The following is a 21,618-nucleotide window of genomic DNA, read 5'->3' on the forward strand; positions in this document are numbered from 1 at the left end:
CGATTATTAAACTCTATTTCTTTTTCTGACGAAATAAATCCATGGATCTATACCCTTGGGATAAAACCTCAATCATTTGTTCCTGGCGTTTTTCGCGCGTTTTTTGTTGCTTGGCTGAAAAAAGGAATCGAGCCCAATCTTTTTGGTAGCCAGGGGTGAGTGCTTTATAAAATTGTTGCTCATTTGGATAATCTGTTAGTAATTTTTCAACATCATGGACGTTGTCCTCGTAATCACCCACACACTGACTAGCTGCTGTTGACTTCTGGGCTGGCTTCTTTTCGCGCTTTAATCCAACGACCGTAAAAACATCATCCATACTGACCATTCTCGAAAATTTAATATCGCTATTTTCCACATATCCATCTTCGCCAACCTTCAACGCGGGGAAGATCTCATCTCTATGAACATATGTATTATATCGCTTGTTCCCTTTTTTCGGGTAGGCAAAAAATAAGTAACCTTTTTCTTGCAAGTGCTGCCCATTTATGATGCTTTGTGTGTGTCCCACCATATCCTCAATACTTTCGACAAAAATGAAAATCGCACCATGGTCACCGGAAATTTCTGTCCTATAACCATCGAAAAGATCATAATCATCTGGCTGATTGAGTACAGCCAGATTGCTATACTTAGTCAGTTTTAATTTATTTATGATTGTCATAATTTACTCCTTTGGCTATAAAGTATTATGTACCAGCAACGAGTTAAACTTGATTCTACTTTTTTTGTATCTCTTTATTATAGAGTATATAAAGTGATGTGATGCAATGATAATTTTGCTTGTGAAAGATAGTGTATTATTAGACTTTTCTAAGATATTGAATTATGAAAAATCCCTTCTCAAATAATGAGGTGGGATTATTTTTTTTAATTCCTTATCAATTCTTAAACTCAATGATTGAGTCGTAAGTGCTAGAAAAGTAGAAGGAATAAATCAGGATTTTTGAAATATAATAATAGTTGGTAGAGGAATGTACTATTACCAATAGGTTAACAATGTTAATCTAGATTATGAAACTATTATAGGAGAATCCTAAAATGAAAATGAACTATTTTATCTTACTTTTAACAACCATTATGATGGTTGGTTGTACCAACATAGAAGATGCACCCAGTAAAGATGTGGAAACCGATCCACAAGAAGTAACCACAGTTAATACAAATGAAAATAGTGAAAAAGAAGAAACCAAGGATGTCGATGAAGCAGTAGTAGAGGAAACACCAAGCCAATCAAATGATGAACTGTTCTCAGGATACAAACTAATTGAAGTTGATGGTGGTGATTTGTCCGGATATCGTGAACCGAATGTCGTCGTTGACATTGGTTTTGGGGACCGTGAATATTGGGCATTTACTAATGAATACGGCCAACTAGTACGTGTCATAGCTGACGAAATCATTCTACAAGATGACCTTAACGAACCAGTATTATCTTCTGGCAGATATTACTCTGATGAGGCAAAGGTTTCTGGTGTCGAAAGTGACGTTTTAGATGAAGGACATATCATTGCTGATTCTCTCGGAGGGGTATCGAATGCTTATAATATTACCCCACAAGATAGTACGCTCAACCGACATGGTGATCAAGCGTATATAGAACAAGCGATCCGTAGTGCAGGTGGAGCCACTAATTTTGAAGCAATTATCACATATCCGAATACGGAAACGCAGATTCCTTCAAGTTATCAGTATACCTATACTTTAATGGGTAACGAAATCGTTGATACCTTTGACAATGTGAACCCTGACGAAGTAAACGAATCACTCGGTTTAACAGGCAGTGAGCCTTCTGATTCAACTAGTTCAAACACAAACGGTGATATTTCTAGTGTTGATACAAACGGTAATGGACAGGTGACGATTAAAGAAGCAAAAGCCGCAGGTTTTAGTATGCCAATAACCAGTGATCATTGGTTATACCCCTATATGGACGATCGTGATAACGACGGTATGGTTGGTGAGTAAGCCCCTAGAACTTTGAGGCAAAATAAATGAATCAAAGGATTTTTCTCGTTGGACGATTTATATCCAAATTTATATGATAAAAGTATAGGTATCCTTCACTACCAGGTGCGTTGATCCAGCAGGATTAACGGCCTTTTTTGTGAATTCTTTATTATGCTAAGTTGCAGGTTAGTTCAATAAATCGAAAGGGAAAAGGGATATGAAAAGGGAATTACTTGATAAACCATACTAAATAAAGGAGAGGTAGTTTATGAGTAATTCATTTATTGAGCAAGTACATTATATTAGAATTCCGGTAAAAAATTTAGAGCAGTCTGCACAATGGTATAGAGATATATTACGGCTTCAACTAATAACCATTACTGAGGATCCATTTGCCATTATAAAAGTTAATGAGGGACCTTTTTTACTTATCTTAGTTCCTACTGAAGATGATACATTTGCACATTTTACAGTTGATAATGTGCCAGCCTTTAGCATTGGTTTTACAAGTCCAGAATTATCTAAATTTCATACACACCTTATTGAAAATGGTGTTAAGGTTGAGGATATAAAAGAGGATAATGGACATTCTTTTTTTCACTTTTTTGATTTAAATGGCAATAAACTCCAAGTACACTGGTAAGATATATATACATAAAGGTAATTTAGTGAAAGTCACACTTAAACTAAAAAGGGCATTCTTTAATTAAGGAATGCTTTTTTCTTGTTGAAGTAAAGGAGCATCTGAAGAAGAAGTGGTAAGATTACTATTAAAATAGATGATGAATTGTCCTGAAATGGAGTAATATGGTGAATCCAGAAGTTAAAAATTCCGTACAGAAATTACTAGAACGTGCTGAAAGTGAAGGTGAAATGGGAGAGAGATGTTCATTAAATCAACTTAATGATATAAATAAATTATTTAAAAATAAACTCCCCGAATGGCTTATTAAGTTTTATTATAGTACCCCTATTTGTGGTTTAGAAATTGCAACAAAATACTCAGATTCAGAAGACGACGAAGATTACTTAAATATAGAATTCCTAAATGTAAAAGGGATAATCTCTGAAGCAACTGAGGCATATCCAGGTTTTTCTTTAATAGAAAAGTCTATTTATGCATTGGAAATGATGCTTTAGGAACAGGAGACCAGATTTATATCTCTTTAGATGAAGGTGAAAATCCAGCAGTTTATCAGATATATCACGATGTTAGTGAACATCCCGATGAAATTTTATCAGCAAAAAGAATAATCGCTAATTCTCTATCTGAGTTATTTAAAAATGCAAAGGTTACATAAGAATTACCTTTTCTTTCACGATATCAGGTGCGGAGATCCAGGAAAGATTATTGCACTTTTTTTACAAAATCCTTATGGAACTAAAGAAGCAGTTATATATAGTATGGTTTTGGACCGTAATTAACGTTAATAAAGCTACAAAAACAGCCTATTTCTTATCTTTGTTTACTAGTTATATATAGTTATTAATTATAGTTTCCAACGTAAAAAACGATAGGACTTTACTTGGAGGGGTGGGTACGATAGGCTGATCCGCCACTGAAACACCTGCTTCAGCCTTTTAAGACCAATCATGCTCACAGAGGCTCCAAGTCAAGTCCTTAAACGCCTTATCTATGGTTACATGTAAATAATGATAAAGGGTGCACCATATCAATGTTTGTGAACAGATACTACTTATAACTCCCCGTTAGTTCAACAAACAATATCAAAAAGGGTGAGGAAAATGCCATCAGACGACAGAAAAATGATGGACACTGCGTTGAAAAAAATAGTTATCCCTATACTAAGGGATCAAGGATTTAAAGGTTCCTTCCCCCATTTTAGACGAAAGAATAACGATTATATAGATTTAGTAACTTTCCAATTTAACAAATGGGGCGGGTCTTTTATAGTTGAGTTAGCTGTCTTCCCGTTGGAAGGTATTACAGAGCCTTGGGGAGAACACATTTCACCTAACAAAATAACGGCTCACCATATTAACAAAAGACATAGATTAGGAGCAAAATCCGAAGAAGAAGACGGAATATGGTTTGATTTTGAAAAAGCAAATTCAGAGGGTGACTATAACCAGGTTGCAATAAGGGTTTTGAATTTACTTAACACATCGGATTCTTTGTGGATTACGAATTTATTCAAATGAAAACCTTATTTACTAACGGATGCAAGAGTACAGAAGCAACACATAATTGTGTTGCTTCTTCACTTTGTTAGAAGTATTTTTGGTAAAACTCCTGTCTCAGCCTTCCGCTTAATTGAGCATATATTCGAGTGGTTTCACTTTTCTCGTGGCCCAAAAGGCTCTGGATAACCTCCACGGGTGCTCCATTATTTAATAAGTGAGTGGCGTAGCTGTGCCTGAGTTGGTGAGGATAAATTTCCTTATCTATGCCGGCACGCGCTGAGATTTTCTTAATGTAATACCTCATTTGGGCAATACTCATCCTGTGTGGCTGTCTCTCTGTTACAAAAATGGCCGGATCTTTATCCTGGCGGCTATCAATGTATCGCTTAAGCCATAACTCTGCCCGAATATTAAAATACACTTCACGTTCCTTGTCACCCTTTCCCCTGACGATGGCAGAACGGTTGGACCAATTAATGCAATTGCGATCAAGTGCAGCAATTTCACCGATTCTGCAGCCAGTTGAAAACATAAATTCAAAAAGTGCCTTTTCCATAGGACTTAGACAGGCTTCACGTAAAAGTTCAATCTCCCTTTCAGATAGAAACTTTGGGATTCTCTTGCCGGCTTTAGGTTCCTTTATCTTTGCTGCTGGATTTATGGTTAAATGGCCCTCCTCGTGACACCAGCGAAACAATGATTTGATAAACCGAATTCTGTGGGCCAAACTTGAGGGTTTTAAATCCTTGCCTTGAGTAACAAGATATTTCTTTAATCCTTCAGTATTGAAGGTATCAATAATTGGGTCCTTAAAATAATTTATAAGCAGCTTTGCCTGAATTCCATATGCTTTTAAGGTATAGGGGGAAAACCCTTCAATACGCTTATCTGCTTCATAGGATTTCCAAGCAGTTGATAGTAACAAACAAATCCCTCCCATTAATTAGGATAATAGAAGGTATTTTTGCCAGTTTTATAGAAATTTAGACTTGGTGTAAAGAAATTTTAAAATATCTAACAAACCAAATTTATTGGAGGTGTTGAAATACATAGCATTTATAATGTCAGACCCCGGCTTCGGAGTTGGATATTAAATGAGTAGTTCCCATACAGATCGCTCAACAAAAACAGGAATGTGTTGTTGAAAGAAGCAGGTTAATTCATTATCAGTGTCAGTGTTAAGGTTTAAAAATACAATGTGTTTCAGAGTCTTAATTATGCCTGAAGTTAATATAAACATTTAATGATGATACAAACAAATCTTGTGATAAATCTAGTCCCCCAGATTTATCAGATATTTGAAAGGAGTAAATATTTGATGAATAATCCAATTTAAACTTCCCCTATTTAAGAAAATATTCATTTCAGAAATTGGGGGACATAAAATGAACTTGAATAAAAACTTTTCTTTATTACTATTGGGTCAATCGCTCGCTAATATTGGCGATGTATTATATATGGTCAGTATCATTAGTACGATTTTTGTATTAACGGGCTCGGCAACAGCTTCCTCATTTGTACCATTTACAATTACTTCTTCCATGTTTATATCTAGTCTGTTAACACCACTTTTGGTGGGGAAAGTAAATCTTAAATGGTTAATGGCTGGATCGCAAATCGGAAAGACTATTCTGCTTTTTATTCTGGGAGTAATGTTAGGTGGAGTTACAGCATCAAATTATTATTTGATTTTCTTAATCATAGGATTGATTGCTTTACTAGATGGATGCGCAAATCCAATAAGGCAGACATTAATTCCATACTATGTTAATCCTAGTCAATTAATTAAAGCCAATGGACTTGCAGAAACTGTTACACAGATCATACAAGCAGTGATGTGGTTCATAGGGAGTTTATTCTTAATTATTATGAGCTCACAGCAACTGGTATGGTTAGCAGGAGGTTTGTTTATAGGAGCAAGCATCTTGCTCAGTCTTTTAGAAAGTGTAGCTGATAATAGAATTGAGGCTAAAGGGAAATTTGAACAGATTACGGAGGGATGGGTAACTTTATCTAACACTCCAGTATTAAGAAAGATTGCTTGGCTAGACTTCTTTGAGACAATCGCAGGAACGGTTTGGATAGCAGCCATACTCCTTGTGTTTGTTAACGATGCTTTAGAGGTTGGTGGACAGTGGTGGGGATTTATCAATGGTGCCTTCTTTATAGGATTGATTTTAGGAAGTGTTTATTGTATTAAATATTCTTCAATCATTGAAAAGAAATTGGGGACCTTTATATTTATTGGTTCAATCCTAAGCTCCTTAGTCACATTACTATTTAGCATAAACAGCATACCAATCGCCGCACTCCTATTGTCGCTCTTTGTAGGGCTTTTTGGTCAAATTAAAGGCATACCTCAACAAACAGTGATACAAACCAGCGTTTCAAAAGAACAGTTATCAACGGTTTATACTTCATTAGGAGCTATCGGTACTGGAATCTTTGGCGTTGGCTCTCTTGTAATGGGATTGCTAGCAGATTTACTGGGAATAAGAATCGTGTTTATGATCTCAGGAATACTGCTTGCAGTGGTCAGTTTAATTGTTTATAAAAGTAAGCACTTGTTTGTTAGGAATATAATCAAATTAAATAATTAATGATAGAGTGGGACTGCGATTCATCTGTGGTCCCATGCCTTTATAATTTGTGCTTCAAGGGGCTGAAATGATGGAGGTAAAGAAATCACAAAGCAATTCTAATTTATTGACAAGAATAAAAATTGTAAAAGGAGAAAACTTTGTAACTATAGAAGATACAAAAAGCCTGGCGAATCAAGAGCTAATTGAACTTATAAAATATCTGATGGGACAGTCATTTATAAAGAACTGTAAAAATGTAAATATACTGGTTAATAGTAAATTTAACAAAGAAGTAGACTTTCTTTTAATAGAAAATGGGTTTAAGTTACATGATGAAAATGTTACTGTTCACAAGGTGTTAGATGATTCACCTAAGGTTGAAAACGGGTTCTTACTAAAGGATTTACACGAACTTTCGTTAGTAGAGTTTAAAAGGGTTTGGGAGGAATCTATGCAAGGATCATTAAATGCGCCCTCTTCGCTAAATGTTGACGAACAAATGCGAAGTGTAGAGTTGGAATTAGGCCCCCACTATAAGAAATCTTGTATTATTGCTTATGATAATGGAAATCCAATCGGAGTCATTATGCCGCATATAGAACCTGGGACTTCAGAAGAAGGAAGGATTTTTTATTTTGGAATCATTCCAAGCGAAAGAGGGAAGGGAATCAGCAAACTTCTTCATCAACAAGCATTAGAAATATTAAAAAATGACTTTATGGCCACCCATTATATTGGCTGCACTAGTCACAACAACCTTCCAATGCTTAAAACATTCCGGAATAACGGATGTACAGTTATAGAACGAAATAAGGTTTTCAAAAGGGAAAACTAAAAATTTGTGAAGAGTAAAGGGAGAGTTGATCAGGAAGGATTTATGTATTTTTTTGTTGAATTCCTTATTAAGCTATAGGTGCAGGTTAGTTGAAGAATGAAAAATATAATCGATATACCATTTTATTCTATTTAATATATAAATGGGAGGAAATTTATGACTACAAATAAGGATTACATTCGTTATATTCGGGGAAAAGTGGGGCACGATTTAATATTTCTTAATTTTGCTGGAGGAATTATTTATAACGAACGAAATGAAATTCTTTTACAAAAACGTGGAGATAGAAATGAGTGGGGTTTTCCAGGTGGTGCTATGGAACTCGGAGAATCTCTTGAAGAAACAGCTAAACGAGAAATACTTGAGGAGACAGGATTAAATGTTGAGGTTGAACATCTTATTGGTGTCTACTCTAAATATTCTGGTGAGTTTCCGAACGGAGATAAAGCTCAGACTATCACTCACTTTTTTCAATGTAAACAAATTGATGGGGAACTTACCGCAGATGGTATTGAGACTTTAGATTTAAAATACTTCCCAATAGACCAAATACCAAAATTATTCACAAAACAACACGACGATGCCTTAGAAGATTGGCTTTCCAAAAGAAAAGGTATATTTAAATAAAAACAACTTCAAAAAATTATCCATAATTTTTAACTACTCTCGCTATCCTTAAATAAAAACAAAGGAAGCCATTTTCTTATGTCGTTAGTGGGGAAGGATAGTGGCACAAGGATAATAAAACATACATATAGAATTTTAGTATGATAATTAATTGAAGCAAAGAGAAGGTGTTACTAAATGAACAAAGTTCAAGGTGATATTAAGGTAGTTATAGGATCGGGAGAATATGTTAATAATCCTGGTTGGATACACACTCAGGAAGAAGAATTAAACTTATTAGACGAAAATATGTGGCAAAACAGGTTCAGTGAAAGTTCAATAAAGGTTATATTGGCTGAACACGTATGGGAACATCTTACATACGAAGAAGGTATTGAGGCAGCGAAAATGTGTATCAAATACCTAAAAGCTTCTGGCTACATTCGTTGTGCAGTACCTGATGGCTATTTTCCAGATGAATATTACCAAAATATTGTACAGGTTGGTGGACCTGGACCAAAAGATCACGCAGCAGCTAGTCATAAAATAGTTCACAATTATAAAACTTTGACAAAAATGTTTGAAAGTGCTGGATTTGAAGTTAAATTACTTGAATACTGTGATGAGGATGGCAACTTTCATCAGAATTATTGGGATGGTAGTGATGGTGTAATTTTTCGCTCAAAGAAGTATGATCCAAGAAATCAAGGCGAAAAACTTGTGTTTCCTTCTCTGATTATTGATGCTTTGAAACTATAAAAACTCCAAGTTTGTGGATAATTTTACTTAAACTATCGGGTGCTTTAGTTAAATAACATAACACAAAAAGGCTTAGAGTAGAAAATAACTCTGAGCCTTTTTGCCCGTGAAATATACTGCTATTTGCCGTGCGATTAGCACTGTGATTTAACGTTTTGCACCTCACAAGTAAACCCGTTAGTATTTTGTACGGTTTTTCTTATATTATTGTAAGATATTTGAGTTTATCGCGTCTTATATGTAAGGAGGTGAGATGGTGACACAGCTTGAGGATATTTATAATAAATACTTTAAAGATGTATTTTTATATGTGTATAGTTTGTCTGGCGATAAGCATATCGCTGAAGATATCACTTCGGAAACTTTTATGAAGGCATTAACATCGCTAGACAGTTTCAGAGGGAATAGTGATATCCGTGTTTGGTTATGCCAAATTGCCAAAAACAGTTATTACTCTTATTTGCGTAAGAATAAAAGCTTGGTGGATCTTGAGTCGGTTCCAGAATCAGCTAGTGGAGACAATGTAGAACAAGAAATAGCCATTTCAGAAGCGTCTATGAAGGTACATGAAGTTATCCAGAATTTGAAAGAGCCATACAAAAAGGTCTTTACTCTCCGTGCATTTGGAGAACTGTCATTTAAGCAAATTGGCAAATTGTTTGGAAAAAGTGAAAACTGGGCTTGTGTTACTTATCACCGTGCTAGAGAAAAAATTAAAGCGCGATCGGAGGATTATCGATGAAAATTAGCTGTAATATGATTAGGGATATACTGCCGTTATATGTGGAGGATATGGCAAGTCAAGATACTAGAGATCTAGTTGAAGAACATATAGCTTCTTGTGAGAACTGTAAAAAACGACTTGAAGAAATGAGGACTTTTGAAGAACCGCCAGTAGATACCGATATAGCTCCCTTAAGAAACATACAAAATACATTGCGAAAGAAGAAGCTGCAAACGATTATTCTTTCAGTCATGGTAACATTGGTTTTTGCAGTGGTTACAATCGCTTATCTGACAACCCCAGCATACATCTCTTATAATGAAAATGCGGTTTCAATTATTGAAAAGGATGACGGAACTGTACTTTTGAATTTTAGTGAAGAAGTCTCTGGATATAATGTAAATCAATATCCAGCAGCAGACAATTCAGGTTATGTCTATGATATAACTACATGGGAAACGATTTGGCAACAGAAAATAAACAAAAACAACCTGGAAAATACGGTCATAAACCCGAATGGGGAAACGGTCGCTTCGATCTACTATTACAATACCGATGGAATTGAAAATACTTTAATTTATGGAGATCCAATAACGGATGGTTCTGTCATGACGTTACCTCGGCTTGTTTTAAGCTACTATGTGTTGTTTGCTATAGGATTTTTACTTATTTGTGGAATTGGATTGGTCATATTCCGTAAGAACGAAAAAATAAGAAATGGACTAGAAAAAATGATTCTATTGCCTATCTCGTACCTGTTTGCTCACTTACTTATAAAAGGTCTTCACTCTGCCACTTACCTTGCTGGACGAGACCTTTATGTAATATTACTTGTCACAATTCCTTTATATTTTGCGTTGTTAGCTGGAAGGAACATATTAATAAAAATATCAATCAAGAAGCCGAAAAGCACTTTATAATAGTTGTTGCTTTCACTGGTTTATAATAGACTCACCAATCAGCGATTTTTTTCTTAATTTCAGTTCTATTTTACTTGATTCGGAAAGGTTTCCTGATGGATTCAAATTTCTAAAACATGGACAAAAAGTATCCTTTGAATTGGTTGAAAACCCAAATTCTACTGTCCAGGGGCAAGTTGCAGAAGATGGACTCATTATTTCTGATTAATGAGTCCATTTTCAACAAACGGGTGCTTCGTTTAAGTAGAATGAATTATTTTCTGGATACGAAAATACATAAAATTAGAAAAATGGCGTGTCAAAACTGTTGTAAGTTTACACGCCATTTTCATTGTCTTTTATAAGATATGCATCCTAAACGGAACGGTTTTGTATAGCTCCAGAGCGATTTTTTTGTTATGTAGGAAAAGTGTTTGTTGTGGAGTAGAGGGAAAACATGTACGGGAGGATATAAATAGCTGGGACTTTTTGCTATGATATACTTGTCAGAAAAGTCTATTAATACGGGAGTTTATGATATCGTGAAAATTGAGTTTATGAAAACTGATGAAGTTGATATGGTTGCTAATTTCATTTCAGAAATTAATAGTGTTGAAGAATCACATATTGGTTATTGTGGCAAGGATCCTAAGGAAATTGCACATTCATTAAGGAAGGATATTTCAGATATCACCTGTGGTAACAGCTTCTGGACTGTCTATGAGGAAGGTGGACTAATTGGTGTACTAGGGTTTGATGCAGATTTGGAAAGCAATAGTGCGGAAATTTGGGGTCCATTTGTAAAAGAAGATAGGTGGGATATTGTTAATCCACTGTGGAATAAAATGATTGAATTAATGCCTGAAGAAATAAATTCAATTAGTATTTTTGCAAATAAACAAAATAAACAAAATAAACAAGTCATTCAACTTGCTAACGACTTTACATTTACCAGACATAATGACCAAACCATATTGAATTTCAATCGAAATGGAATGGCTGAATTAGAAGAGGTCCCTGCTTTAGAATTAAAGGAAGAGTATTTTACAGAAATGAAACAGCTGCATGATCAATCTTTTCCTGATACATATTACAATGGTCAACAAATTATTGACCGACTGAATCAGGATAGGAAGGTTTTTATAATTGTAAAAAACGGTCATCTAAGCGGTTATATTTATGTAGAAGCGCAACCAGCCTATGGGGAAGCAAGTATTGAATTTTTCGCTGTTGATGAAAGTGAAAGAGGAAAGGGAATAGGAAGTAAGTTATTAACTGTTGCCCTAAAATGGCTCTTTACGATTGAGAGTATCGAATCAATTACGCTTTGTGTTAATTCAAGTAATCAGAATGCTATAAATCTGTATAGGAAAGTTGGATTTCAACATATACATGATTTATGTTTTTTTACAAAAAGCTTATAACTAAACACGGAATTAGAAAAACAATATATTTTAACCCGAAGTTTTGGTATAATTTTACCAAAATAACCTAAGCAAGAGGTACATACTTTGACTAAATCTAAACTGCAATTTTGGCTGATTCAAATTTTGCTTATATCGACGATCATTTATGTTTCTACAAAGATTTCATTTATGTTTGAGCCGATAGGGGTCTTCATATCAACGGTGTTCTTTCCGATTCTGATTACTGGATTCCTCTATTTCTTGCTGAATCCGGTGGTGGATTTTCTGGAACGCAAGAAACTTCCTCGGGTACTCGCAATATTGATCATTTATGTTGTGTTTGGGGCCCTTCTTGTTCTGGCGATCGGGAATTTAGTTCCCGCGGTATCCAAGCAGGCGACAGAGCTTGCGAATGATCTTCCTATTTTTGCTGACAAGACGACGGAGTATTTTTACGATGTTGTTCAGTCCTCAGAGTTTAAAAGCTTTAGGGATGAGCAGCGTGAAATGATTGATACGGTGCAGGAGCGTGTAATTGAGTATTCAAATACGATACCGACTAAATTGACGAATGGGCTAAAAGGCTTTTTGGGTATCGTCACCAATATTGCAATCATCCTTGTTACCGTTCCATTTTTATTGTTTTACATGTTCAAGGACGGTCACAGGTTTCCGCTTGCAGTTTCCAAGTTTATTCCGAAAGATTACCGTGATGAGGGGCTTAAAATCCTGAAAGAAACTGGTGAAACACTGGCTGCATATATCCAGGGACAGGTAACGGTCGCCTCGGCTGTTGGGATTTTGGCTTTTATCGGGTATCTCATCATTGATTTGCGCTATGCCTTGATTCTGGCGTTAATCGTCGCCTTCACAAACATTATCCCGTATGTCGGGCCGATTATTGGCGGAGCGCCTGCAGTGCTGGTTGGTCTCTTTGATTCCCCTACAAAGGCTTTGCTGGTAGTAGTGGTTATCCTGATAGCACAGCAAATTGAAGGGAATTTACTGTCTCCACTTATCCTTGGTAAAACCCTGGATACCCATCCGGCAACGATCATCATTATTTTATTGGCTGCCGGAAATCTGGCTGGCGTTCTGGGAATGGTGTTAGCTGTCCCAACCTACGCCGTCACAAAAACAATCGTATTGAACCTAGTCCGATTTTTAAGAGCAAGGAAACGAGCAACGATTACCACAGAGGTAACATGAGTCATAAACTAACAAGAGAATCCTGGATTAGACTTTGGGCGATAGAGCTGTCTGTATTGAAGCTGCTATCGCTTTTTTAATACGAAGATTATTTAACGTGCCATTTATGATGCAGCAAATCTCGTTATGGTCACATAAAAGAGAATAATGTGCGGATAACGAAGGCGTTCCCAGAATTATCGTCACATAAAAGAGGATAATGTGCGGATAACGAAGGCGTTTCTTGAATTATCGTCACATAAAAGAGGATAATGTGCGGATAACGAAGGCGTTTCTTGAATTATCGTCACATAAAAGAGGATAATGTGCGGATAACGAAGGCGTTTCTTGAATTATCGTCACATAAAAGAGAATAATGTGCGGATAACGAAGGTGTTTCCAGAATTATCGTCACATAAAAGAGGATAATGTGCGGATAACGAAGGCGTTTCCAGAATTATCGTCACATAAAAGAGAATAATCCACCGATAACACTGGACCATCCTGGTTTACGGGAACATGATAGGGCCAGCTGTAATTTTGTAAAAAGGGTCAAGGGAGGTTAACATGTCCGAGGAAAAAAGAGAGCGGCTGAAATTAAAAGAACAAAGGAAACATCCGGGGGCAGCCTTGAACAATGGATGGGCACAGGCGATGACAGGGTCACCAAGCGGTGGTTGTTTGGTAAATGTGATATCAATTCTGATTGTAGTGGGGGTAATTCTGGTAATTAGAGCATGCTCACAGTAGTAAAAGGGGGGATAGGATGAGGGCTTTATTTAGTTTTATTCTGTTGCTGGTCGGTGGACTCTTTATTGGGGTTACGGTTGAGAATTCTATTGTAGGAACAAGCGTTGTCAAATCAATTGGGGCCTTATGCTTGATAGGATTCTGGAGGACGTTCCCTAAAAGGGAAGATAAATTATATTAAGCTTTATTTTGGATTCCAAGTAAGGTGGGGAATGTGATGAGGAAAAAGAAGTGGCTGCTGTTATTGGTAGGTGTTTTGATTGTCGCTGTAATCACTATAACTCAAAAGCCGAATGAAGATGACTTTGTAAGTTGGATGGAAGAGACGTATGAAATACAATGCCTTGATGAACGCTGTAGTGCCTTTCATATTGAAGAAGGTGATGAAAAAATCTTACTGCAATCGATGCGCGGTGGTTATTCACCAGGAATTTTTCAAATGAAGGTTCATGAGGCTTACCGGAATCTTGATGATCCTTCCTATTACCTAGAACTTGAAGTAGCAGGCTTTGTTGGAAAAATAACGATCGAAGAGGAAAAGGTAAACAGAATAAATAAAAGGTAAAGTGATGCTATTCGACTAAGGAATAGCATTTTTTTAAAATAATATGTAAGGTTTACTTGACACTAATAGGGAATAATTGTAATTTATATGTAAGGTTAACCTTACACAGGAAGAGGTATTTATCTTGAAAAACAAAGTAAAACAATTAAGGGAGCAATACGGCCTAACGCAAGCGCAGCTGGGCCAGAAGGTAAATGTATCACGCCAGGCGATCAATGCGATTGAAAAAAACAAATTCGATCCTTCCATCTGGCTGGCCTATGATTTAGCGAAATATTTCAATATGACGATTGAGGAATTATTTGAATTTGAGGAGAGTGAGCGAAAGTGAGTTTACTGAAACATCCGGCTGTTAATATTCTTTTCATAAGTTTTATGTCCGCAATCTATTCATTCATTTTTATTTTCACAGCTGGTCATATGGAATTTATAAGTATCCTTTCACATGGCAAGACACTGAACTCGGATTTTTGGAACGGGTGGTCGGACTTTTTAAGAACAGGCAATATGAAATTCATTGGTTACTTGATCATCGGATTAACTGGTGTAATTATCGTTTTTATTCTTGTGAAAAGAACGAAGCAATACGATGAATATCAAGTGAGTATATTAGCGAAAAGCCTGTTTGTGGCCGGGGTTTTATCAATCAGTATGATTCCATTTCTGATGATCATGCTTTTGAGTGACCCAAACTACAGTACGGAAACCATCTTTTTATTTGCGACGATCCAATGGGTAGGTGTTTTGGTTTCGTATTTATTTTTTGTAGTGCGGTCTTGAGGACGAACTTTTTTCCATAAAAGTACAAGGACTTTTCAATACTCAGAACTCCATAACTGAACATAATAAAAGAGGGTTTTTACTAAACAATGGAGGACTAAATTGGATGAGCGGAACAAAAGATGAACTTAAAGAACAGCTTAGTGTATTAACCGCTAGGAGGGACCGGATGCAGAAGAATCTCTACGAGGTGGAGAAGGAAATTGCGGAAATCACCAATAAGCTCGCTAAACTGAAGTAAGAACTGCACAAGGTAATCTTCAAAAACCAGACAGAGATAACGTCCCTTTGCTTCTATTTAATGGAAGAACTCCGTTTCTATGCTTCCAAGTATTTGTTGACAAGCTTTCCAGACGCCTTTAATATTTACTTATTAATTGAATACTCCTAAAGGGGAGTAGCTTTTACAGCAAGGTCGTCATTACGGAGTTCTTGACTCTCGGCTTTGTTGGCAACCACTGTTGTTAGCAAGACCTTTACCCATATTAGCGGTAAGGGTCTTTTTTGTCTGAAAAACCTTTGCCTGCAATACGGTAAAGGTTTTTTCTTTTTTGAATGACCATTAAAACTTAAGGAGAATGACATGGAAAAATGGTTAATTGGAATAATGGAGGAATTCGGCTACGCTGGTGTAATGTTTTTGATTGCGCTTGAGAACATCTTTCCCCCAATCCCATCCGAAGTTATTTTAACTTTTGCTGGATTTATGACTGCTTCAACGGATCTTAGCATTGCGGGCGTGATCCTTTCGTCCACTCTAGGATCACTGTTGGGGGCTGTATTGCTATATGGACTAGGGAGACAGTTGGGTGTGGATAAGTTGGAGAGGATTGTTGATAAATGGGGATATCTTCTTGGGGTAACCAAAAATGATATTTACAAAGCGGATTCCTGGTTTGATCGTTATGGAGCCTGGACTGTTTTCTTTTGCCGTGTTATTCCTTTACTTCGCAGTCTGATTTCCATTCCTGCCGGCATATCAGAGATGAGATTTAGGACATTCCTGCTGTTTACAACAATTGGTACGCTGATCTGGAATTCGATTCTCGTCTATTTAGGGGCCACTGTCGGAGCTTCCTGGGAGGAGATTGTTAAGTATATAGATATTTACTCTAAGTTTATTTATATAATTCTACTACTGATCTCAGTCAGCCTGTTATTTGTGTTGGTTATAAGGAAGAGGAAATGATAGGAAGAAGAAGCAAAGGGAACCTAAGCAGTTTCCTTTTCCCTCATTTTAGAGGAATATCTCTCTTTTTGTTGAAATTCATTAGGATAACGGTGGAATGAAAAAGGTGATTTTTTATGAAGTACAAGCGTTTAATATGGCTTATATTTGTTCCTTTATTCTTATTTTTCCTTGGCCTGTTCTATATTGAAGTGTCCGTTTATTCGCTTTTGCCTCCGGATCAGGGCGGAATGAGTTTTTGGATAGAATTGAAGAATGTCTGGTATCGTTCTGTATGGTTTTATGCCATGGTCCTGATTGCTTCCTATTTTCTGTATTTGCGTTTTAAACATAATCGAAAGTAGCCGTATATAAAAAATGTCCCTCCATATTCGGGGGACATTACAATTATTGCTTATCGTTTGCGAGTTCTTTTCGATTGGGAGCCAGTGGGGGTTGTTCTAACCAGTTGTTTTTTTTCATGATATCAAACCATTTCTTTGTCACCATTAAATTTTTCAGGATTATGGTTTCATAAGTAGCTACGAGGTCTGTCCGCATGGCAGATGCCAAACCTGTACCGTGATAGACTTGAGCAGCCTGGAACAAGAAGCCGGTATGATACATCATCAGCTTGTCTGAAAAAGGAGGATCCGTTGATGTTGTGACTTCTGCTTCCCACGAAGGTGGAACTGGCAGATTATCCTCGTGCATGATTTTGGCAAAAGTTTGTATTTGTTGATCAGCTGTTTTCTCAGATTCGGTTAAAAACTTCCGAACTTCCTTTGAGTGGGCAACTTGACTGAAAGCAATCGACAAAGTTTTAGCCATAATGTTCTTTTTTACATTGAAAGAAATACTTATAATCTCTGTGGCAGATAAACTCCTGGCCTTTCCGAAAATCCCATCTGTGAAATCTTTACTAACAATAAATTCAGGGTTCTTGGCAGGATAAAATAAAGGATCTCTCTGGAAACAGCCATTCTCAAGCAATAGTTCGATGGTCTGGTGGTACATTCTTTTCCCATCGTTATCAGATGAGTCGTAAAAATCCCGTAAGTCTTTTCTGACAGAAACACCTAAAGCGGTGATATGTCCAATCAATCCATGCAGTGTCATGATATGTAGGTAATTCAGGCAAAACGTGTCCGAGAACAATCTTTTTGCACCTTTATTTATATCCGCTTCACTAAATCCTACGGGGACCGGAAACCCCTCATTCTCTAAAAATGAAACCATTTGATTCTTTTGCCGTTCGAACGTCGAAAGAGCATCCGCAAATATGGCTTTTATCGATTCATCTTCAATAATGGTGTACATATATCGATTCACTGTATCGATCATTGTCCCGTTTACATATTCGCCCCACAAGGTTCCTATTTCAGAAGAAGTAAGTTGTATTTTATCCTTATCCATATTTTCACCTCCTCGGTATTATTTCCGCATACAAAAGAAATATGAATATTCATGTGTTCAGGATTGTACTCAATATCATGTTCTCTTAGTTTTCGAATGTTTATTGACATCCCTAATTTTTTCGAGGAGAGTTGTGAACTGAAGTGAATGCTAACTCTTCATACTTATAAATAAGAAATTTAGTTAAAAAATGAACTTTTCAGGGTGGTTTTGACTCTTACATAGGAGCGGGGTGAGGGGATGAATGTAGTTCGGATGGTGAAAAAGGCCAAAAAGGGCAGTAAAGATGCGTTGCTGGAGTTGATTATGGCTGAGAAGGATGCCATGTACCGGCTTGCTTTTACATATATGGGGAATGAGAATGATGCGATGGATGTGCTGGAGGAGATGATTGTCCGGCTGTATGAAAACATCGGCCAGCTAAAAAAGGAAGAGGCGTTTTATAGCTGGGGCAAGACCATTCTTGTGAACCTTTGTAAAACAACGCTTCGTAAACAAAAGAAGGTTGTGCTGCTCGATAACTGGGAGTCTTCTAAAGAAGGGGAGCAAAAGGCTTATACCGACTCAAATGTGCAGCAATTAGAGATTGCTGAGATGTTATCGATTTTAAATGAACATCAAAAAGAAGCGATTCAGATGAAGTATTTTCTCGACCTCGATTATCAAACGATTGCGGAATTGACCAACGTTCCAGTAGGAACTGTGAAATCGAGGATTTTTCAGGGGTTAAGGAAAATGAAAGATTATGATGGAGGTGAAGCAGATGAAAGAGATAGAAGAACGATTGACTGAGGAGAAGCAGCGGTTGGACGCCATGACCGCCCCAGCTGATTTCGAAAATAGATTGCGAAGCGCTCTTGACACAACACCTGCGAAGAAGCCCAAGCGCAGGAATCCTTTCATTATGGTCGCTGCTGTTAGCGTTCTATGCTTTTTGCTGATTAGTTATAATTACAACGCTGTTGCATTCTATGGAAAAAAGATTTTCGGTTTTGAGGAAATTATGTCGGGGACGATGAAGGATTTGAATGATAAAGGAATGGGGCAAATCATTGATAAAAAGACGACATTATCTGATGGAACAAAGCTGACCATTGACGGGATCATGACGGACGCCAATCAATTGATTATGTATTATACGCTTTCCAATCCTCAGGGTGTGGGTGAATTGTGGGGGGACGCCTTTAATCCTGATAAAATATCGGGCTTCTTTACTAATGCCCGGGCAGGAGGTGGCATGGCAAAAGTAAATGATTCCGGTACAGAAATAAAGGGGACGACTTATTTTGATCCAGTCAGTCCATTTTCAAAAAAATTGACTATGCACTTTTGGCAAGGTGCAGAAAATCGGCAGGGGAGCATCACGTTTCCTTATGATCCAAACAAAGCCATGCAGACTCAGATAAAACAGTCGATCAACGAAACAGTAAAGGTCGACAAAGGGAAGGTTACTTTCAAGACGATTACAGCGACTCCAACTTCAACAGTATTAGAAGGAAAAATGGACGTGGATAATTTCGATCGAATTCATTTCGGCTTTGAAGGAGTCAAGTTAATAGCTAATGGTAAGTCCATTGACAACCTGGGTTCTGGTGTATCCGGTAGTAAGTTTGATTTGCGATTTGATGGCCTTCCCCAAGAGCTGTATTCTCTTGAATTAGCTTTTAATGAGTTTGTAGGATATCAAAAACTAGCGGAACAGATTCCACTTAATGATGATACGCACCATGAACTCGAAGGAAAGGATCTTTGGGTAAAAAAAGTTAGTACTACTGAGCGAGGAGTCGAAATCACGATTGAGACAGACGAGAATCTATTGCTTGACGGTGTTTCTATTCAAAATGGTGACAAAGTGACTCCTATAAAAACAACAATAAATCAAAGGTTGGAGAAAAAGGTAGATAGAATTACCAGCGAGCGGACGATGGTCTTTGATACGAATTCTATGCCGGAATATTTGTTGATCAAGGGCATACATTATGTAAAAAAATACAATCAAAAGATTGAGATTCCGGTTGATTAGTCGTAGTAATTGGGAAATAAAATCGGAGTAAAACCAAGGCATTGTTAATTCAACAATGCTTTTTCATTTTCAACACTCTTTTAGACGACATATTAGAAGCAAAGGCAAGTCCCTGCATTTCATAAAAAAATCATTGACACTATTAAGCTATAGGAGTAATTTATACTTATTAAATTTAATAAAGACCTTTTTGCTGAATCTTTTGAGCGGGGGAACCAATTTTGATAAAGCTACTTTATCTTGGGGTGAATTTTAGCGAATGAAGCTAAAAAGGGATACTCTCAATCCCTAATCCGACAGCTAACTCCGTAAGCCGTGAAGAGAGAAGGGTTGATGATCTTAACATTGACCATTCTTATTAGGGATGGTCTTTTTGTGCTTGCATCGTTTTAAAATAAAACGTAGAAAAGAAGGAATTACCTTGGCGAAAATTTTTAAAAGAAACTGGTTAAAGCCTGCGCAAATCATTGTATTTTTTTATGTCATTGCCGTATTGATTTCGGCGTCGCTCCTCAGTCTCCCTATTGCGCTCAAGCCTGGGGTGAGCTGGACATTTATTGACGTTTTATTTACGGCAGTTAGTGCGGTGAGTGTAACAGGGCTGACGGTTGTATCAACACCGGATACCTTTAGTACACCAGGCGTTTTCATTTTAATGTTTATCCTCCAGTTTGGCGGAATCGGCATCATGACGCTCGGTACGTTTTTCTGGATGTTGCTGCGAAGGAAAATTGGCCTTAAAGATCGACAATTAATCATGACCGACCAAAATCAATCTCAAATGTCTGGCCTGGTCAAGCTCATGAGGCAAATTTTGGCCATCATCCTTTTGATCGAGGCGGTAGGGGCTCTCATATTAGGAACGTATTTTCTTGGCTATTTCCCGACATGGCAAGAAGCTTATCTGCAAGGCTTATTTGCGGCGGTAAGTGCAACGACGAACGCTGGTTTTGATATTACAGGGAGTTCGCTTATTCCTTTTGCGCATGATTATTTCGTTCAGTCTGTGAATATTATTCTCTTAACCTTAGGTGCCATAGGATTCCCGGTATTAGTGGAAGTGAAGGAATTCTTTTTGAATCGAAAAAAACACCATCGATCTCATTTTTCCTTATATACTAAGCTGACTACGTTAACATTCTTTGCGCTTATGTTTTTCGGTACATTCGCCATCCTGCTGTTTGAATATAATCATTTTTTTAAAAGCTACAACTGGCATGAATCGTTTTTTTATGCCTGGTTCCAGTCGTCCTCCACTAGAAATGGCGGGCTTGCTACGATGAATGTGAGTGATTTCTCTAACCCTACCTTACTGCTTCTTTGCTTTTTGATGTTTATTGGAGCTTCGCCAAGTTCTGTGGGCGGAGGCATAAGGACGACCACTTTTGCGGTCATTATATTGCTGATCATCAATTTTGCAAAAGGGCATAATGCCATCAAGGTGTTTGGTCGTGAGCTGCATGAGGAAGATATTAGAAAATCAGTAGTTGTAAGCTTTTTGGCCATTATCCTCTGTTTTGCGGCGGTGGTCATATTGAATGCGACTGAAAGCTTCACGATGATGGAAATCATGTTCGAAGTCAGTTCAGCATTCGGGACAACAGGCTTATCTATGGGCATAACTCCTGAACTTAGCACAGCAGGGAAGATTGTCATTATATCCTTGATGTTCATAGGAAGAATAGGAATTCTATCTTTTATCTTCTTATTCAATCGCGGAAAACTAGAGCCAAAATGCCATTATCCGAAAGAAAGATTGATTGTTGGATAGAAAATCTGGGAAGCAGAGGGGATGTTTAGCCCCGTGCTTCCTTTTTTCATG

At 37.2% G+C, this 21,618-nt stretch carries 25 protein-coding genes and 1 riboswitch; of the genes, 22 read left to right on the forward strand and 3 right to left on the reverse strand.

Annotation, left to right across the window (positions count from 1 at the left end):
* Window positions 1–13: 13 nt before the first annotated feature.
* The gene (locus tag AC0VX7_RS02525) at window positions 14–664 is read right to left on the reverse strand and encodes a YdeI/OmpD-associated family protein (RefSeq protein ID WP_475426520.1); all 651 of its coding nucleotides are present in this window, start codon (window positions 662–664) and stop codon (window positions 14–16) included.
* A gap of 377 nt (window positions 665–1,041) precedes the next feature.
* On the opposite strand from AC0VX7_RS02525, the gene AC0VX7_RS02530 reads away from it, so the two are divergent.
* The 4 genes from AC0VX7_RS02530 to AC0VX7_RS02545 all read left to right on the forward strand — a co-directional run bounded on the left by AC0VX7_RS02530 (window position 1,042) and on the right by AC0VX7_RS02545 (window position 4,113).
* A complete protein-coding gene (locus tag AC0VX7_RS02530; protein WP_475426521.1) occupies window positions 1,042–1,968 on the forward strand; it encodes a DNA/RNA non-specific endonuclease in 927 nt (308 codons plus the stop codon).
* 250 nt (window positions 1,969–2,218) lie between these two features.
* Entirely contained in the window at window positions 2,219–2,593 is a 375-nt protein-coding gene (locus AC0VX7_RS02535; protein ID WP_475426522.1) for a VOC family protein, read from the forward strand.
* A 164-nt stretch (window positions 2,594–2,757) separates the two neighbouring features.
* The gene (locus AC0VX7_RS02540) at window positions 2,758–3,090 is read left to right on the forward strand and encodes a hypothetical protein (RefSeq protein ID WP_475426523.1); all 333 of its coding nucleotides are present in this window, start codon (window positions 2,758–2,760) and stop codon (window positions 3,088–3,090) included.
* A gap of 606 nt (window positions 3,091–3,696) precedes the next feature.
* Entirely contained in the window at window positions 3,697–4,113 is a 417-nt protein-coding gene (locus AC0VX7_RS02545; RefSeq protein WP_475426524.1) for a DUF4304 domain-containing protein, read from the forward strand.
* Window positions 4,114–4,180: 67 nt separating this feature from the next.
* On the opposite strand, the gene AC0VX7_RS02550 is transcribed toward AC0VX7_RS02545, so the two are convergent.
* Entirely contained in the window at window positions 4,181–5,020 is an 840-nt protein-coding gene (locus tag AC0VX7_RS02550) for a tyrosine-type recombinase/integrase (RefSeq protein ID WP_475426525.1), read from the reverse strand.
* A gap of 460 nt (window positions 5,021–5,480) precedes the next feature.
* Between AC0VX7_RS02550 and AC0VX7_RS02555 the strand changes: the two genes are divergently transcribed.
* From AC0VX7_RS02555 to AC0VX7_RS02625, 15 genes are all read left to right on the forward strand, one after another.
* Entirely contained in the window at window positions 5,481–6,695 is a 1,215-nt protein-coding gene (locus AC0VX7_RS02555; protein ID WP_475426526.1) for an MFS transporter, read from the forward strand.
* A 67-nt stretch (window positions 6,696–6,762) separates the two neighbouring features.
* Window positions 6,763–7,512 carry a GNAT family N-acetyltransferase gene (locus AC0VX7_RS02560; protein ID WP_475426527.1) on the forward strand — a complete coding sequence of 250 codons (750 nt, stop codon included), beginning with the start codon at window positions 6,763–6,765 and terminating at the stop codon, window positions 7,510–7,512.
* 156 nt (window positions 7,513–7,668) lie between these two features.
* Window positions 7,669–8,139: an NUDIX hydrolase gene (locus tag AC0VX7_RS02565; RefSeq protein ID WP_475426528.1), complete on the forward strand. Its 471-nt coding sequence runs from the start codon at window positions 7,669–7,671 to the stop codon at window positions 8,137–8,139.
* Between the two features lie 177 nt (window positions 8,140–8,316).
* Window positions 8,317–8,877, forward strand: a complete 561-nt coding sequence (locus tag AC0VX7_RS02570; protein ID WP_475426529.1) for a class I SAM-dependent methyltransferase — start codon at window positions 8,317–8,319, stop codon at window positions 8,875–8,877.
* 253 nt (window positions 8,878–9,130) lie between these two features.
* Window positions 9,131–9,619, forward strand: coding sequence for an RNA polymerase sigma factor (locus AC0VX7_RS02575; protein ID WP_448975974.1), 489 nt, complete (start codon window positions 9,131–9,133; stop codon window positions 9,617–9,619).
* On the forward strand, window positions 9,616–10,521 hold the full coding sequence (locus AC0VX7_RS02580; protein WP_475426530.1) for a zf-HC2 domain-containing protein: 906 nt from the start codon (window positions 9,616–9,618) through the stop codon (window positions 10,519–10,521). Before AC0VX7_RS02575 ends, AC0VX7_RS02580 begins: the two co-directional genes overlap by 4 nt.
* A gap of 521 nt (window positions 10,522–11,042) precedes the next feature.
* On the forward strand, window positions 11,043–11,924 hold the full coding sequence (locus tag AC0VX7_RS02585) for a GNAT family N-acetyltransferase (protein WP_475426531.1): 882 nt from the start codon (window positions 11,043–11,045) through the stop codon (window positions 11,922–11,924).
* A gap of 87 nt (window positions 11,925–12,011) precedes the next feature.
* Window positions 12,012–13,115: an AI-2E family transporter gene (locus AC0VX7_RS02590; RefSeq protein ID WP_475426532.1), complete on the forward strand. Its 1,104-nt coding sequence runs from the start codon at window positions 12,012–12,014 to the stop codon at window positions 13,113–13,115.
* A 546-nt stretch (window positions 13,116–13,661) separates the two neighbouring features.
* Window positions 13,662–13,844, forward strand: coding sequence for a DUF6366 family protein (locus AC0VX7_RS02595; RefSeq protein ID WP_475426533.1), 183 nt, complete (start codon window positions 13,662–13,664; stop codon window positions 13,842–13,844).
* 217 nt (window positions 13,845–14,061) lie between these two features.
* Entirely contained in the window at window positions 14,062–14,409 is a 348-nt protein-coding gene (locus AC0VX7_RS02600; RefSeq protein ID WP_475426534.1) for a hypothetical protein, read from the forward strand.
* A gap of 124 nt (window positions 14,410–14,533) precedes the next feature.
* Window positions 14,534–14,740 carry a helix-turn-helix transcriptional regulator gene (locus AC0VX7_RS02605; protein ID WP_475426535.1) on the forward strand — a complete coding sequence of 69 codons (207 nt, stop codon included), beginning with the start codon at window positions 14,534–14,536 and terminating at the stop codon, window positions 14,738–14,740.
* Complete coding sequence (locus AC0VX7_RS02610; protein WP_475426536.1) at window positions 14,737–15,189, forward strand: hypothetical protein; 453 nt, start codon at window positions 14,737–14,739, stop codon at window positions 15,187–15,189. Before AC0VX7_RS02605 ends, AC0VX7_RS02610 begins: the two co-directional genes overlap by 4 nt.
* Window positions 15,190–15,295: 106 nt before the next feature.
* The gene (locus tag AC0VX7_RS02615; RefSeq protein WP_286181122.1) at window positions 15,296–15,430 is read left to right on the forward strand and encodes a hypothetical protein; all 135 of its coding nucleotides are present in this window, start codon (window positions 15,296–15,298) and stop codon (window positions 15,428–15,430) included.
* A gap of 342 nt (window positions 15,431–15,772) precedes the next feature.
* Entirely contained in the window at window positions 15,773–16,378 is a 606-nt protein-coding gene (locus AC0VX7_RS02620) for a DedA family protein (RefSeq protein ID WP_475426537.1), read from the forward strand.
* Between the two features lie 116 nt (window positions 16,379–16,494).
* The gene (locus AC0VX7_RS02625; RefSeq protein WP_475426538.1) at window positions 16,495–16,722 is read left to right on the forward strand and encodes a hypothetical protein; all 228 of its coding nucleotides are present in this window, start codon (window positions 16,495–16,497) and stop codon (window positions 16,720–16,722) included.
* Window positions 16,723–16,765: 43 nt separating this feature from the next.
* Here AC0VX7_RS02625 and AC0VX7_RS02630 read toward each other — a convergent pair whose 3' ends face one another.
* Window positions 16,766–17,773 carry a DUF3231 family protein gene (locus tag AC0VX7_RS02630; RefSeq protein WP_475426539.1) on the reverse strand — a complete coding sequence of 336 codons (1,008 nt, stop codon included), beginning with the start codon at window positions 17,771–17,773 and terminating at the stop codon, window positions 16,766–16,768.
* Window positions 17,774–18,013: 240 nt separating this feature from the next.
* Between AC0VX7_RS02630 and AC0VX7_RS02635 the strand changes: the two genes are divergently transcribed.
* From AC0VX7_RS02635 to AC0VX7_RS02645, 3 genes are all read left to right on the forward strand, one after another.
* Window positions 18,014–18,565 carry an RNA polymerase sigma factor gene (locus tag AC0VX7_RS02635; RefSeq protein WP_475426540.1) on the forward strand — a complete coding sequence of 184 codons (552 nt, stop codon included), beginning with the start codon at window positions 18,014–18,016 and terminating at the stop codon, window positions 18,563–18,565.
* A complete protein-coding gene (locus AC0VX7_RS02640; RefSeq protein WP_475426541.1) occupies window positions 18,537–19,796 on the forward strand; it encodes a DUF4179 domain-containing protein in 1,260 nt (419 codons plus the stop codon). The genes AC0VX7_RS02635 and AC0VX7_RS02640 overlap by 29 nt, the downstream gene beginning before the upstream one ends.
* A 181-nt stretch (window positions 19,797–19,977) precedes the next feature.
* Window positions 19,978–20,126: riboswitch (cyclic di-AMP (ydaO/yuaA leader) on the forward strand.
* Between the two features lie 91 nt (window positions 20,127–20,217).
* A complete protein-coding gene (locus AC0VX7_RS02645; protein WP_475426542.1) occupies window positions 20,218–21,567 on the forward strand; it encodes a TrkH family potassium uptake protein in 1,350 nt (449 codons plus the stop codon).
* The last annotated feature ends 51 nt before the right edge of the window (window positions 21,568–21,618 follow it).

The organism is Mesobacillus sp. QJM3NY_10 (assembly GCF_056173465.1).